Source organism: Actinoplanes sp. CA-131856 (assembly GCF_050956135.1).
Lineage (GTDB): Bacteria > Actinomycetota > Actinomycetes > Mycobacteriales > Micromonosporaceae > Actinoplanes.
Map to the genome: position 1 here is coordinate 5,365,027 of NZ_CP191849.1, position 13,213 is coordinate 5,378,239.

A 13,213-nucleotide genomic window follows, 5' to 3' on the forward strand; every position below is an offset into this window, starting at 1 on the left:
GCCTCCGATGGCTTGAGTCGTTCCGAGCGCGATTCCCGTGCCCGTCACGCTGAGCTTGGGTGACCGGGCCGGGCGTGCGCGCACACCTGGAGCAGCGTGCCGTCCGGGTCGACAACCTCCATGATCCACTGGGTCGGAAGCCGTACGATCTCCCCGACCTGCGCGCCGGCGTCGATCATCCGTTCACGCAGCTCGCGCAGCTCATCAAGGGAGCCGACGGCCAGACCAAACCGCTCAGTGCGCGACCGGCCGACGGGCGCGAGGGCACCATCAGCCGACACACCGGACCGGTCTTCAACGATCTTCACGTAGCGGGTACCGCCAAGCTCGACGATCGCCATCCGTGGATACCCGTTCGCCGCCTGCCCTTCGAAGACCATCTCGGCATCGAACATGTCGGAGTAGAAACGCACCAGACGGTCGAGATCAGCGGTGACAGCGGTGACGTGGTTGATGCCGACAGTCAGAGGCATGGACCAATCGTGACACGAGCTCATGGCACCGCGTCACAGCGAGCGGATCGCGGCATGAGAGTAAACGAGCAACAGGGATACAGAAGGCCGAACGACGCTCCGCGGTCCCCGCTTGGCTCTTCAGGCAAGTGCCTAGCGGAATGGGAAGGTCAATTCAATCGAGCGCATACGTTCCTAGCTGTTACTGAGCGTCTCGATATACGATACAGCTCCGGCTGCCAGGAAGGTACCCTCTAATGCCACCTCAATCCACGCGTTACTTTTTATATGAAATGTATTGTGCGGCAGAACAACCGACTTTTTCTGACATGATTTGGCACGCCGCATTGCAGGATCCAGCCTCCCGCATTTCCACTAGTGACATATGGCTCTGGCTTGAATCTCCAAACAGGGTGACGAATCGGAATGATAAAGAAAAATATGACCTGGTAGTCGCATACCTCCAACCTCGAGCCGCGCGTAAGAACGGGTACCCTCGACCGTTTTGGCGCCTTATCGGCCTACACCGACTCGCCCTGTGGGTCTGGCGGAGGACCCACCTCCTTGTCTTCCCCGACCCTCGGGACAGGCCAGTCGGATCCGTTTCTCAGGAGGCGGTCGACTGGGTCATTTTGGCGATTAGTTCCGGCATTCTTGGCAATGCTGCATATGATGCCGGCAAAGGCTTCATCCGTGTTGCCTGGGCCCGCGCACGATGGAAGTCACGACATAGAGATCTAGCTACCACCGAGGCTGATGCAAGGACATTGGCGGCTGCAGCTATCAAAATACGGTGCGAAGCAGTGAGCGTCGATTTTCCGGACCTCGACCGCTCGATAACGACCGCGCGCCGAGGCTCGGACGGCGAATGGGAAATAGTCTTCGCTGAGCGGAATGGTAATCGGAGATTCGTGGTAGGCGTCCCAGCGTCGCGGCAGAGAAACGGCGATATCCAAGTCAGCCTTGAGACGCGTTCGCGGCGCAACCGTCACTGATCACCGCCATGCGCGTCGGCACTGAGAGGCCACCCTTAGGTGGCAATTCAAGTCATTCCAGGCGGCTTCGACCCCATCCACTAAACAATTCCAGACTAAGACAATCCGGCGGCCTTGTTCTCATCCGACATCAATCTCCAGAACTATCCTGATGCTGATCCCATGGATTATGTCCTGATCGCGACCATCGCACTGTCATCGGCAGATCCGCGCATTTGCAGGCCCCGCAGCTCCAGTGCTCGCAACGTGCACGAAAGCAAGGGCGGCCCGCATCAACGAATGGGCCGGGTAGGGGTGCTGCACCGAGCATCTCCGGCGCCGGAGCTCGCCTGCATCAACCTAGAGTGCGGAGCGCGATCGTCACGGCGATCACCAACCAGGCTGCCCAGGTGACGGCCGTGCCGACCATGCCCGTCGGCCACCGCGGCCGGCTTGTGGTGGCCACGACGACTCCGATGACCGTGGTGGTCAGAACGACGCCGGCCAGCGTCAGCGGGGCGCCGAGGAATATCGCTTCGGCCAGCTCCCACTCTCGCGCGCTGGCGCATTCCGAACCGTCGCACGGGCGGGCCGGATCTGCCGTGGCGGCGACGTGGATGAGGTATCCCGCCCAGGCGGCCAGCCACCACAGGGCGGAAACGCCCGCCTCAGGGAAGAACCGCCGGCGCGGCGGGGCAGCAGACTCCACGCTCCTCCATCGGCGACGGCGGCCTCGATCCAAGGCTCACGGGCCTAGTACGGATGTGGGTCCAAGGTCCGGTGCAGGTATCGGCCCTCCCGGAAGGCTCGCACAGCCGGGTGTGTGTCGCCCAACGCGGCGACCAACCTCGCCAGCGCCTCCGGTTGTGGGTTGCCCATGAGGGCCAGGTCGGCGGCGGCTCGGATCGCGTCGGGGTGGGTGGGGCCCAGCAGCGCGTCCAGGGTCGCCACTACCGGCTCGATCACGGCTCGGGCGTCGGCCAGTGATCCGGTCTCGGCTCGCAGGATCGCCATGTTGGTGCGGGCGGCCAAGGTCGACGGGTGGTCGTCGCCGAGCCGCCGGGCGAACTCGCGTGCGGACTGCTCGGCCAGCTCGCGTGCGGTGGTGAGGTCGCCGGCGGCGCGGGCCGCGGCGGCCCGGTTGCTGCGGCAGGTGATCGTGTACGGGTGGGTGTCGCCCAGGGCGCGGCGATAGGCGGCCTCGACCTCGGCCAGCTCGCCCGGCTCCAGCCGGCCCACCGCGCGGCTCAGGCGGCAGGCCAAGGTCTCGGGGCTGCCAGGGCCGAGCATCTCGGCCAGGTGACCGTACGCGGTGTCCAGGTGGGCCGCGGCCTCGGCCACGTGGCCGGCGCTGCGCTCGGAGACGGCCAGGTTGGCCATCGTGCTGTACGTGCGGGGTGTTCCCGTCTCCCGATGCCGGTCGAGCACGTCGGCCAGCAGGGCTATCGACGCCTCGTACTCGCCCGCCTCGCGCAGGTCGCGGCCCAGATTGTTGCCGGCTATCAGGGTCAGGGCGTGCCTCGGGCCCAGCACCAGCGAGCACCGCTCGTAGACCAGCCGCTCGTGCTGGGCGGCCTCGCGGGCCCGGCCGGCCAGGCGTTCGGAGACGGCCAGGTTGTTCATCGCCGACAGCGTCCGCGGATGATCGTCGCCGAAGGTCTCGGACCAGGCGGCGTACGTGCCCTGGTCGCTCTTCAAAGCCTCGTCGTACAGGCCGAGCGCGCGCAGGTCGCGGCCCAGCCCGTTCGCCGTCATCAGGGTCTGCGGGTGGTGGTCGCCGAGCAGTTCCCGTTGCCGGGTCAGCACCGCCTCGTCGAGGGCGCGGGCTTCGGCGTACGCGGCCTGGTCGCTCAGAATGTTGGCCAGCGTGAACCGCAGGTGCAGCAGCTGCCGCTCCAGCTCGCCGTCGTCCGGGCGGTCCTGGCGCTGCCGCTCCCACCTCCGGGCGTACTCCTCACCCATCCGGCGACCGTCGTCGAAGCCGCCGGAGAGCCACACGTAGCGAAGCCGGTCGATGATCAGCTGCCGGACCGGCGCGTCGCCGCAGTCGACGGCCCGGGTCGCCGCCAGGTGGGGCCAGATGTGGCCGAAGGCCGGCCAGGTGGCCGGGTCGTCGACCTCCCCGCGGGGGCGGGCCGCCGCGAGCACGAGATGCGCCTCGTGGCGGGCGGTGCGCTGTTCATCGGGGGTCATCCGCCGGCGTACGACCTGCTGGAGAAGCCGGTGCAGGAAGATCTGGCCGCCGTCGATCTTCAGGAGCGCGAGCCGGTTGATCTGCTGGACCAGGGCGGGCACCGGCTCCGGCGGGCGCAGGCGCTGGGCCATGGCGTCGCTGTAGATCAGGTCGAGGGCGATGTGCGACGTCATCGTCGAGCAGAGCTCCAGCAGCCGGTACGCGGCCGGCGACCGCTCCCGCAACCGGGCCAGCGACAGATCCCACACCGATTCGACACGCGCGAGGTGCGGGCCGGCCCGGCCGAGGTAGCCGTCGGCGGTCTGGCCGGTCTCGGCCAGCCACGCCCCGGCCGCCGCGACCGCGATGGGCAGGTCACCGAGCGCCTCGGCCAGGCGGCGGGCGTCCGGCACGGTCAGGGCGGGCGCCCGCTCGCGCAGGTGGGCGACGCTGTCCTCGCGGTCGAAGCCGTCCACCGCGACGGCCCGCGCCAGGTCACCCCAGCCGGGGTCGCGGGAGGTGACGATGACGTGCCCGCCCGGGCCGGGCAGGAAGCGGCTGACGACGCCGATGTCCTCCGCGTTGTCGTAGACGATCAGCCAGCGCGGGGCCACGCCCCGGCCCAGCGCGGTCAGCGCCGCGCGGGCCCGGCCGGCGATGCCGTCGGTGGTGGGCAGGTTCAGCTCGTGGGCCAGGTCGGCCAGGGCGGTGTCGACGAAGACGGCCGGATCGGCGTCGATCCACCAGATCAGGTCGTAGTCGGCGCGGTGCCGGTGGGCGTACTCCATGGCGATCTGGGTCTTCCCGGCGCCGCCCATGCCCTGGAGCACGACCGGGGTGTCGCCCGCGAGCAGCTTCTCGCGCAGCTCCCGCAGGGTGGCGTCGCGGCCCGTGAACCGCGTGTTGCGGGCCGGGGCGTGGAACACGGTCAGTGTGACCACCCGCGCACGGTGCCGGCCATGCGCTGGGCGAAACGGGCGCCGGCCTCGGTGAGCCGGTCGCCGGTGAGCAGCTCGTCGACCGCTTCGGCGGTCCAGTCGCGGTAGCGGCGGTAGAGGCCACGGCCGGCCGGGTCGGCCTCGCGCTGGGCGCGGTGCCGCCAGATGTCGGCCACGGCCAGATGGGCGTACGCCCCGCGCAGCACCGCCTCGACCGGACGCGGGTCGTCGCGCCAGCCCACCGGCAGCCGCTCGGTCACGGCGTCGTCGGGCACCAGGTCGATCAGGTCGAGCACGGCACCGATCTTGGTGAGCTGGAACTCGCGGACCAGCAGCACCGCCGCCTCGGCCGGGTCGGTGGTGGGTGAGAGCCCGACCGCGCCGAACGCGTGCCGTGAGGTGACGCCGCGCGGGGTGCCGTCGGGGGCGGCGGCCAGGGGAACTATCGCGCGCAGGCCACCGCGCAGCCCGTCGAGGTGGGCCGGGGCGTCGGCCGCGACCCGTTCCCAGGTCGCGGCCAGCCGGTCGGCCCAGTCCCGTTCGCCGTCGGCGTCGAGCCAGGCCGCGTCGGCGAACTCGAGACGGTCGCGGTAGGGGTCGGCGTCGTCGAGCAGGACCCGTACGCCGTCGAGGACGACCCACCGGCAGGCGTGCCAGCCCGGGATCTGCCGGCCGCCGGTGACCGGAAGCTCGGCCCGGCCGCCCGGCCAGCGCAGCACCACCGACGACCGGCCGGCGGTGACCCGGACCTGTTCGGCCGGCGCCGCGAAGACCCCGACCGTGGGCAGGTGGATCAGGCCGTCGTGGGCGTGCACCTGCACGTCGGCGTGGGCGCCGGCCCGGATGGCCACGGCCGCCGCGATGGCCGCCGCCCGGTCGGGTTCGGCGTCCTTGCCCTCGAGGCAGGCCACCGCCCACGAGCGGACGAAGGGATGGCCCAGCACGGCGTCGAAGGCGGCCGGCGCGGCCCGTTCCAGCTCGGCCAGCAGCTCACCACCGGCCGCCGTCTCGCCCAGGATCTCGCTGACCAGGGCCCGGTTGACGGCCAGCTCGGCGTCGGCGAGCACACCGACGGCGGCGGCGTCGCCGTAGCCGGCGGCGATCCGGTCGAAGACGTCGGCCGGGAGCGCGCCGAGATCACCCGCGACCGGAGCCGGACGCTCGTTGATCACGCCGGGCGGTCAGAAGGCCGAGCGGCGAAGGATGCGGCGCACCACCGAGGCGGCCTGCTTATGGTCGATGCGGTCGATCGGCGTCCGGCGGATCTCATCCAAGGGTGTCTTCTGCACGACGCCTCCCCTGTGCGGCAGTGAATGCCAAGCCAAGACGAAGCATAGAAGACACCCGAGGTCATGTCACGGGCACATTACGTGCGCCTCTCAGTGCCGGTTCGTCCCGATCACCCGGAAGATCCCCGTCAGCTCCAGCACCCGCGGCTCCTCCACGTCGTTGTCGCAGAGCAGGGCCACCGGCTGCCGGGGAAGGTTCGACACCTTGTCCGGCAGCCAGCCCACGACCAGCCAGATCTTGTCGTCGGCGGGCGTGTCCCCGGACTCCCGGAGATAGAGCGGATAGTGCTGCGGGATCATGACCTGACGGTACGCGGCCGACCCGCTACAGATCCTCGAAACGGCCACGACGCTTGTTCAGGACCTTCGAGGGTACGGAGGCCACGCGCGTCCCGGATGCGAGGGCGTCGAACAGGTCCACGTCGACCTCCTCGCCCGGCCCGGGCATCGGATCCCAGACGTCCCACGGCAGCGCCGCCACTCCCTGCCGGGCCACGAGGTCCTTGACGACGTCGCCGGCGATGAACCAGTCCCCCTTGTACTCGGCGTCGTGGCCGAACCGGTCCGGATCGGCGCCGCCCGCCCGTACGAGCTGCCACGCCTCAGGCCCGGTGAGGAACGCGCCCGGCGGCAGGTCGAGCGTGTCGAAGCCGATGCCGAGGATGCCCCGCTGCAGGTCGTCGATCTGCGCGTCGGCCCACTTCCCGTCGCCGTACTCGACGATCCAGTGGTCCTCGTACCAGCCCTTCTCGAAGTACGTCGCGAAGCCGCATCGGGCCTGGGCCGCGATTCCCCGCTCGCGCAGCAGCCAGGCCAGCATCTCCGAGAAGCCCTGGCACATGGTGGCCACCTTCTCCCCCGGTTTCGCCAGGGCGAGAAGGTCGGCGGGACGGCGCACGTGCAGCGAGTCCGGATCGGGGCCGATGTCCACTCCGTACTTGTCGGCCCAGGCCTCGTGCACGAAGTGGTCCTGAAGGTAGCTGGTGATCTCGGCGACGGCCGCTCTGTCGGTCATGCACCCAATCGAACGGCCTGACACGGTGTGAGGGTCAAGCCCGCCGGCGCATGCTCCAGTCGAAACTGCCGGTGGCCACGATCGTCCCGTCCTCGTCGGTGATCCGCGCCGTCGTGGTGAGCCGCACCCGCGGCTCGACCCCGCCGTAGAAGGCCTTGAGCCGCTGACGGGTCTCCATCTCGAGCTCGCAGACGGCGGTCAGTCGGCCCCGGGCCGGCGCCAGGAACCGCATCGACGCCGCCGCGCCCAACGGCATCACCCCGTCGAAGGCCTCCGGCGACGGGACAGCGGCGATGATCGCGGCCAGGCCGGCCGCGTCGGCCAATGTGGTCAGGCCGCTGGAGTGCAGCGACCCGATCACGTTGGCCAGGCCCGGCGGCGGATCGCAGGCGACGGTGCCGACGCCGTCGCTCGCGCCGATCACCTCCAGGCCGGCGGTCCGGTGGGCGGGAATGGGATCGAGAAGCTCGCGGGCCAGCTCGGTGGCGTCCATCCCCGCAGTCTGCGCGCGCCGGATGGCCGCAGGGTTAAGCCTTCCTGCGAAGTTTGACCGTGCTGTCGGTCCGCATGGCGCCGTTGTGCTCGCGCGGATGCTCCTCCGACACCAGCGTCTCCCACCCCTCGCCCAGGCCGAGCAGCGCGACGATCTCGGCGGGCGTCTCGAGGACCAGGTCGCCGTGCCGGTGCGACGGGTCGTCCATGTGGCCCTCGATCAGCAGGACGCCGCCCGGAGCGACCGCGGCGGCCGCGCGGCGCAGCACACCGGCCCGGTCGAACTCACCCCAGTGGTAGAGGAACTGGCAGCTGACCAGGTCGAACTCGCCGGGCGGGAAATCCTGGGCCAGATCGCGGCGCTGCCAGTCGATGGCCAGGTCACCGGCGTGCGACGCCGCCCGGGCCAGGGCCACCCCGGAGACGTCGACGGCGGTGACCCGCCAGCCCCGGCGAGCCAGCCAGATCGCGTCGCCGCCCTCGCCACAGCCCAGATCGAGGGCGCGGCCCGGCGGCAGATCACTGACCTCACGCACGAGGACCACGTTGGGGTTGCCGCTCCAGACGCGGTCGCTCTCGGCGTATCGGGCGTCCCACTCAGCTTCGATGCTCATGGGACGAGCCTGCTCGTACTTCCTCTGCCATCCAAGATTTCTTGCTGGTACGGCAAGATCAGCCGGCGCGGCGGCGGGCCCGGCGGGCGGCCAGCTCGTCGCCGGCGGCCGGCTCGAGGGCCGGGCCGACCGGCTGCGGCACGGCGGGCTCGGCCGGCAGGTTCAGCAGCGAACCCTGGATCTCCTTGAAGGCGCCGCCGATCGCGATGCCGAACACGCCCTGACCGCCCTGCAGCAGATCGACGACCTCCTCCGGCGACCGGCACTCGTACACCGTCGTGCCGTCGGAGATCAGCGTGATGCCGGCCAGATCTTCCACGCCGCGCGAGCGCAACGTCTCGATCGCCCGGCGGATGTTCTGCAACGAGACACCCGCGTCGAGCAGGCGCTTGACGACCTTGAGAACCACCAGGTCACGGAACGAGTAGAGCCGCTGCGTGCCGGAGCCCTCGGCGTCCCGGATGCTCGGCACCACCAGCGTCGTCCGCGCCCAGTAGTCCAACTGGCGGTAGCTGATGCCGACCGCCTGGCACGCCGTCACCCCGCGATAACCCACTGAGCCGTCCTCGCCGACGAGGGGGCCCTCTTGATGTTCAAGGGGCTGCTCGTGCACGCGACCACCTCCCCGCTGCGCGGTGCCGCCGCTTCACCTGGACTTCACGAGCGTATATCTCAGGCGACGCGGAAACAGGTAGGTAACGCCACGACACGCCGCGTCTGAGCGAGGTCAGTATCGATCTTCAACCGCTTCGGGTGGTCTTACCCGGCGAAATCTTCGGGCCGGACCTGGTCGAGGAACTCGCGGAACTTCTCGACCTCGTCCTCCTGCTCGTCCGGGATGACGATGCCGGCCTCGGTCAGCACCTCGTCGGCGCAGCGGATCGGCGCGCCCACCCGCAGCGCCAGCGCGATCGAGTCGCTCGGCCGGGCCGAGACCCGCAGACCGTCACCGATCAGCAGATCGGCGTAGAAGACGTTGTCCTTGAGCTCGGTGATCTCGACCGCGGTCAGCGGCGCCTCGACGGCGGCCAGGATGTCACGCAGGAGATCGTGGGTCAGCGGGCGAGCGGGCTTGACGCCCTGCTGCTCGTACGCGATCGCGGTGGCCTCGACGGCACCGATCCAGATCGGCAGATACCGATCGCCGTCGACCTCCCGCAGCAGGACGATCGGCTGGTTGCTGGGGAGCTCCACCCGAACTCCGACCACGCTCAGCTCGCGCACCGCCCGCCTCCGTGTCGTCTTGTTTCCGCGCCGCCCCCGCAACGGCCGCCCCTATCCTGCACGGTACACGCACACCGTCCGGATCCCACGAGTGCGGCATACCCACCTCGCGACCCCCGAACCGGCGTCAGCGTCCCAGTTCTCCCCGCAGCCCCGCGCGCACCAGAGCCGCGTGCAGACGCTGCGAGAGCGCCTGCAAGTCGCGGGCGGTCTCCTGCGAACGGGCACGTGCCGCCGGGTCGCTCTGGCGCACCAGGGGCGCCAGGAGCTGCGTGAACAGGCCGACCTCACGATCGGCCGCGGCCCGGAACCCGCGCAGATGGCGGACCTCCAGGCCGTACTTCTGCAATCCCACCACGGCCTCCACGATGACCACGGCGTCGCCGTCGTACCACCCCGGCGGCCGCGCCGTGACCAGGCCCATGCGCTCGAGCTCGTCGAGCAGCTCGGCCGGGGCGCCCGTGCGTTCGATCACATCCTCCCGGGGGACCCGGGTGTCGGACGGATCGGCCGCCTTCTCCGCGCCCACCGCGACCAGGTTGGGCCGCGCCGGCGGCGCCGGCTCGGCCTCCATCCGGTCGAGCTGCTCCCGGATGACCCGCAGCGGAAGATACTGATCGCGCTGCGCGGTCAGCACGAACCGCAGCCGCGCGACGTCGTTCCACGAGTACTTGCGGTACCCGGAGGCGGTGCGCTGGGGATCGACCAGCCCCTCCGCCTCCAGGAACCGCAACTTGGAGATCGTGGTGTCGGGGAACTCGGCGCGCAGATGGGCCAGCACCTCCCCGATGCTCATCAGCGCAGGCTCGCGCCCACCCTGGGGACGCGAGGCCCCCGGGTCGCGCGCGGCCGCCCCCGACGAGTTCACGCCCCGCTACCCTCGCCCTCCGGCCGCGGGCCGGCGATGAACACCAGACGGAACTTGCCGATCTGCACCTCGTCGCCGTTGCTCAGCGTCGCCGCCTCGACCCGCTCCCGGTTCACGTACGTGCCGTTGAGCGAGCCGACGTCGCGCACCGTGAAGGTGCCGCCGTCGCGGTGGAACTCGGCGTGCCGGCGGGACACCGTCACGTCGTCGAGGAAGATGTCACTGTCAGGGTGCCGGCCGCTGGTCGTCACGTCGTGATCGAGCAGGAACCGCGCGCCCGCGTTGGGGCCGCGGCGCACCACGAGCAGCGCCATTCCGGGCGGGAGCGAGCCGGACATACGGCTCGGCACCACGTCGCTCTCCGGCGCCTCGAGCAGCTCGTCGAGCGCACCGAGGTTGAGCGTGGACGTGACGTCGAGTGGGGGGAACTCGTCGTCTGGGCGCGTCATCGGACCACCTCACGGATCAGTTGGTCGCCGCCATGCGGCAAGGGATCACTCCCGCCGCGGCCATATGGCCCGGACACACGACTATCGGTTTCAAAGGCATAACATTTGTTGTGCCCCGCGAGCCTAGTGAAGGCGAATATCACGGGGCAACCGGACGCGCGGACGTATCGTTCGCGCGCCGGAAAAGCTTCACTACATAGACAAGAGGCTCAGCTCTCGGTGATCGCCTGATAAGCGCTCGCGTCGAGCAGACCCTCGAGCTGCGCGGGATCGGACGGCGCGATCTCGACGAGCCACCCCGCCGCGTACGGCTCGGCGTTGATGAGCTCGGGCTCGTCGCCCAGAGACGCGTTCTTGGCGACCACCGTGCCCGCGATGGGCGCGTAGATCTCCGACACGCTCTTGGTCGACTCGATCTCGCCGAGCGAGTCACCGGCCGCCAGCTCCGTGCCCTCCTCGGGCAGGTCGACGAAGACGATGTCGCCCAGCGCATCCTGCGCGAAGTGGGTGATGCCCACCCGCACGGGCCCGCTGCCGTCTCCGGCCACCCACTCGTGCTCAGCCGTGTACCGCAGGTCCTCAGGAATCACGCAATCTCTCCCGGTGCACGAATATTCGTCAGTAGTGCGAACGGCTATGAAGCCGGTCGCGCGTATCGCAATGTGGTGGCGTCGCGCACCGCGGTCACCTCGACCATGGTGCGTTGTTCCAACGTCACGCTACCGCCGCCGCTGTTCACCGACGCGACCACCCCGCCGGGGATTTGCAGCGCCGTTTGCATCGTCTGCGGCACACCGATCACGGTGAGCACGTAGGGGCCCGTGAGACGCTGCCCGTCGGCGATGATCCCGCCGCCTTCGGCGTCCACGAAATAGCTGGAAGCGACGATTCTCACGGTCCCGCCACCGGACCCGGCGATCTGCATGACCTCACCGCCGGCGCCCCGCAGCTCCTGCACGGCGTTGAGGATGGCCGACGCCTTCACCTTGTTCACGGTGATGACCAGACCGGTGCCCCGCCCCGGCAGGGTGCCGGCCAGCAGACCCAGCTCGTCGGTGCGCCGGTCGGCCTCCTCCAGCGCCGCCTGCCGGCCCGCCACACCCGAGGTCAGCTGCCGCTGGCTGGTCTCCAGCGCGCTGATCTCGGACTGGAGCCGGCTGTCGCGCGCCTCCAGGTCGGACAGGATCCGCACCAGGTCCTCCTGCCGCGCGGTGGCCAGCCCCTCATCGTCGTTGTTGCTGCGCAGCTGCACGACGAGCGTGAAGCCGAACAGCGCCAGCAGCACGGCGATCAGTGCTCCGGCGCCGGACATCTTCCGGCGGAGCACCGATCCGCTTTCCGGTACGTCATCACCGGCACCACTCACCTGATCGGGTGACGGCGGTGGCACCGGCTTGGCCGTCTCCACGGTGGGGCCCTCCTCGGACCCGGCATGCGCGGGCCGGCGGCCCGCGGTGGGCAGCTCCTCCGGCTTGTCGTCGTCGCTCACGCCGTCACCGCCCCTCACGCACTGAACAGGTGGCGGCGGATCGCGGCCACGTTCCCGAAGATCCGCACGCCCAGGACGACCACCACGCCGGTGGAGAGCTGACCGCCCACGCCCAGCTGGTCACCCAGATAGACGATGAGCGCGGCCACGAGCACGTTCGAGATGAACGAGATCACGAACTGCTTGTCGTCGAAGATCCCGTCGAGCTTGGCCCGCACGCCGCCGAAGACGGCGTCGAGCGCGGCGACCACCGCGATCGGCAGGTACGGCTGCAGGGCGGCCGGAACCGTGGGATGGAACACGATGCCCAGGACGACACCGGCGACCAGAGCGAGTACGGCGATCATCGCCCGCCTTCCGACGAGGAGCTCACGCCCGGCGAGGCGGACGAGAGCGGGGGTGGGAGGGAACCGGAGGGCGCGGCGGGCGGCGCCGACGGCTCGGCGACCCGCAGCTTGAGGTCGGTCGCGGCCGGCAACGTCACGTCGTCCACGTCCTTGGCTTGGAACGACATCCCGTACTTGGCGGCGAGCTGCTCGAAGAACTTGCCGGCGTACCCGTCACGGAAGTCCTTCGCGAGATCGTCCGGCCCGATCGCGACCACCTCGTACGGGCTGGTCACCGGCCGGAAGTCGACCAGGATCGCCTCACCGGCCTGCCGGATCGTCGAGGTGGCGGTGAGCCGCTGCCCGTTGATGGCGACGGCCTCGGCCCCCAGCGACCAGAGCGCGTTGGTGGCGAGCTGAAGATCACTGTCCTTGACCCGGGCCACCGTGTTCCGCTCCCCTGTCACCGGGTTGATCGGCGTCGGCCCGTCGGCCACGGTGATCCGCGCCCCCGAGCCACTGACCTGGGCCAGCCCCGTGGCGGCCTCGAGATCCTTCAGCCGCTGCACGGTGGTACTGCTCAGCTCCCGCTCGCGCAGCCCCGCGACCTCGTCGCTGAGCGCCTCGGCCCGGTCCTGGAGCTGCGAGGTCTCTTCCCGCCGCTTCTGCACCTGATCGACAAGCTCGGCCCGGGCGGTGGTGCGGGCGGGCTCATCGGCCACGGTCTGCTGATAGGCAACGACAAGAAGGAAACCGAGCGCGACAAGCGTGACGGCCAGAATCCCACTGGAGACGACCTTCTTCGTCCCCGTGGGCTCACCGTCACGCGCCTTACGGGCCGCCGCGTCCGCGTATCCGGGATCAAGCGGATTCCGGAAGAGCTCGGTCAGAAAGTCAGGCGCGTAGACCC

At 69.9% G+C, this 13,213-nt stretch carries 16 protein-coding genes; all 16 read right to left on the reverse strand.

From position 1 onward, the window contains the following. Positions 1–44: 44 nt before the first annotated feature. The 16 genes from ACQP2X_RS24865 to ACQP2X_RS24940 all read right to left on the reverse strand — a co-directional run bounded on the left by ACQP2X_RS24865 (position 45) and on the right by ACQP2X_RS24940 (position 13,193). Positions 45–473 (reverse strand): VOC family protein, encoded by a 429-nt coding sequence (locus ACQP2X_RS24865; protein ID WP_498700695.1) that lies wholly within the window; start codon positions 471–473, stop codon positions 45–47. Between the two features lie 1,308 nt (positions 474–1,781). Beyond that, complete coding sequence (locus ACQP2X_RS24870) at positions 1,782–2,135, reverse strand: hypothetical protein (RefSeq protein WP_498700699.1); 354 nt, start codon at positions 2,133–2,135, stop codon at positions 1,782–1,784. A 44-nt stretch (positions 2,136–2,179) separates the two neighbouring features. Continuing rightward, on the reverse strand, positions 2,180–4,540 hold the full coding sequence (gene fxsT / locus ACQP2X_RS24875; RefSeq protein ID WP_498700700.1) for an FxSxx-COOH system tetratricopeptide repeat protein: 2,361 nt from the start codon (positions 4,538–4,540) through the stop codon (positions 2,180–2,182). Then, on the reverse strand, positions 4,528–5,709 hold the full coding sequence (locus ACQP2X_RS24880) for an aKG-HExxH-type peptide beta-hydroxylase (RefSeq protein ID WP_498700701.1): 1,182 nt from the start codon (positions 5,707–5,709) through the stop codon (positions 4,528–4,530). The genes fxsT and ACQP2X_RS24880 overlap by 13 nt, the downstream gene beginning before the upstream one ends. Before the next feature lie 207 nt (positions 5,710–5,916). Further along, positions 5,917–6,126: a hypothetical protein gene (locus ACQP2X_RS24885; protein ID WP_498700703.1), complete on the reverse strand. Its 210-nt coding sequence runs from the start codon at positions 6,124–6,126 to the stop codon at positions 5,917–5,919. A 25-nt stretch (positions 6,127–6,151) separates the two neighbouring features. Continuing rightward, the gene (locus ACQP2X_RS24890; protein WP_498700704.1) at positions 6,152–6,841 is read right to left on the reverse strand and encodes a hypothetical protein; all 690 of its coding nucleotides are present in this window, start codon (positions 6,839–6,841) and stop codon (positions 6,152–6,154) included. 34 nt (positions 6,842–6,875) lie between these two features. Next, positions 6,876–7,334: a PaaI family thioesterase gene (locus ACQP2X_RS24895; protein ID WP_498700705.1), complete on the reverse strand. Its 459-nt coding sequence runs from the start codon at positions 7,332–7,334 to the stop codon at positions 6,876–6,878. Positions 7,335–7,368: 34 nt separating this feature from the next. After that, positions 7,369–7,947 (reverse strand): class I SAM-dependent methyltransferase, encoded by a 579-nt coding sequence (locus ACQP2X_RS24900; RefSeq protein ID WP_498700706.1) that lies wholly within the window; start codon positions 7,945–7,947, stop codon positions 7,369–7,371. Positions 7,948–8,005: 58 nt separating this feature from the next. Next, positions 8,006–8,560 carry a MerR family transcriptional regulator gene (locus ACQP2X_RS24905; protein ID WP_498700708.1) on the reverse strand — a complete coding sequence of 185 codons (555 nt, stop codon included), beginning with the start codon at positions 8,558–8,560 and terminating at the stop codon, positions 8,006–8,008. A gap of 146 nt (positions 8,561–8,706) precedes the next feature. After that, positions 8,707–9,171 (reverse strand): bifunctional nuclease family protein, encoded by a 465-nt coding sequence (locus ACQP2X_RS24910; RefSeq protein WP_097321283.1) that lies wholly within the window; start codon positions 9,169–9,171, stop codon positions 8,707–8,709. A 127-nt stretch (positions 9,172–9,298) separates the two neighbouring features. Continuing rightward, positions 9,299–9,967, reverse strand: a complete 669-nt coding sequence (ftsR, locus tag ACQP2X_RS24915; RefSeq protein WP_498700709.1) for a transcriptional regulator FtsR — start codon at positions 9,965–9,967, stop codon at positions 9,299–9,301. 68 nt (positions 9,968–10,035) lie between these two features. Further along, positions 10,036–10,488 carry an oxoglutarate dehydrogenase inhibitor Odhl gene (gene odhI, locus ACQP2X_RS24920; RefSeq protein WP_097321281.1) on the reverse strand — a complete coding sequence of 151 codons (453 nt, stop codon included), beginning with the start codon at positions 10,486–10,488 and terminating at the stop codon, positions 10,036–10,038. Positions 10,489–10,697: 209 nt separating this feature from the next. Then, positions 10,698–11,078: a glycine cleavage system protein GcvH gene (gene gcvH, locus ACQP2X_RS24925; RefSeq protein ID WP_498700710.1), complete on the reverse strand. Its 381-nt coding sequence runs from the start codon at positions 11,076–11,078 to the stop codon at positions 10,698–10,700. Positions 11,079–11,122: 44 nt separating this feature from the next. Beyond that, entirely contained in the window at positions 11,123–11,977 is an 855-nt protein-coding gene (locus tag ACQP2X_RS24930; RefSeq protein ID WP_498700711.1) for a DUF881 domain-containing protein, read from the reverse strand. A 14-nt stretch (positions 11,978–11,991) separates the two neighbouring features. After that, positions 11,992–12,324, reverse strand: coding sequence for a small basic family protein (locus ACQP2X_RS24935; RefSeq protein ID WP_498700713.1), 333 nt, complete (start codon positions 12,322–12,324; stop codon positions 11,992–11,994). Beyond that, a complete protein-coding gene (locus tag ACQP2X_RS24940; RefSeq protein ID WP_498701029.1) occupies positions 12,321–13,193 on the reverse strand; it encodes a DUF881 domain-containing protein in 873 nt (290 codons plus the stop codon). Before ACQP2X_RS24940 ends, ACQP2X_RS24935 begins: the two co-directional genes overlap by 4 nt. Positions 13,194–13,213 lie beyond the last annotated feature (20 nt).

Excerpts from the sequence above, each read along its gene's own strand:
- ftsR (WP_498700709.1), bottom strand. The coding sequence starts at position 9,967 with ATGAGCATCGGGGAGGTGCTGGCCCATCTGCGCGCCGAGTTCCCCGAC.
- ACQP2X_RS24865 (WP_498700695.1), bottom strand. The coding sequence starts at position 473 with ATGCCTCTGACTGTCGGCATCAACCACGTCACCGCTGTCACCGCTGAT.
- ACQP2X_RS24895 (WP_498700705.1), bottom strand. The coding sequence starts at position 7,334 with ATGGACGCCACCGAGCTGGCCCGCGAGCTTCTCGATCCCATTCCCGCC.
- odhI (WP_097321281.1), bottom strand. The coding sequence starts at position 10,488 with ATGACGCGCCCAGACGACGAGTTCCCCCCACTCGACGTCACGTCCACG.
- ACQP2X_RS24885 (WP_498700703.1), bottom strand. The coding sequence starts at position 6,126 with ATGATCCCGCAGCACTATCCGCTCTATCTCCGGGAGTCCGGGGACACG.
- ACQP2X_RS24890 (WP_498700704.1), bottom strand. The coding sequence starts at position 6,841 with ATGACCGACAGAGCGGCCGTCGCCGAGATCACCAGCTACCTTCAGGAC.
- ACQP2X_RS24935 (WP_498700713.1), bottom strand. The coding sequence starts at position 12,324 with ATGATCGCCGTACTCGCTCTGGTCGCCGGTGTCGTCCTGGGCATCGTG.
- ACQP2X_RS24900 (WP_498700706.1), bottom strand. The coding sequence starts at position 7,947 with ATGAGCATCGAAGCTGAGTGGGACGCCCGATACGCCGAGAGCGACCGC.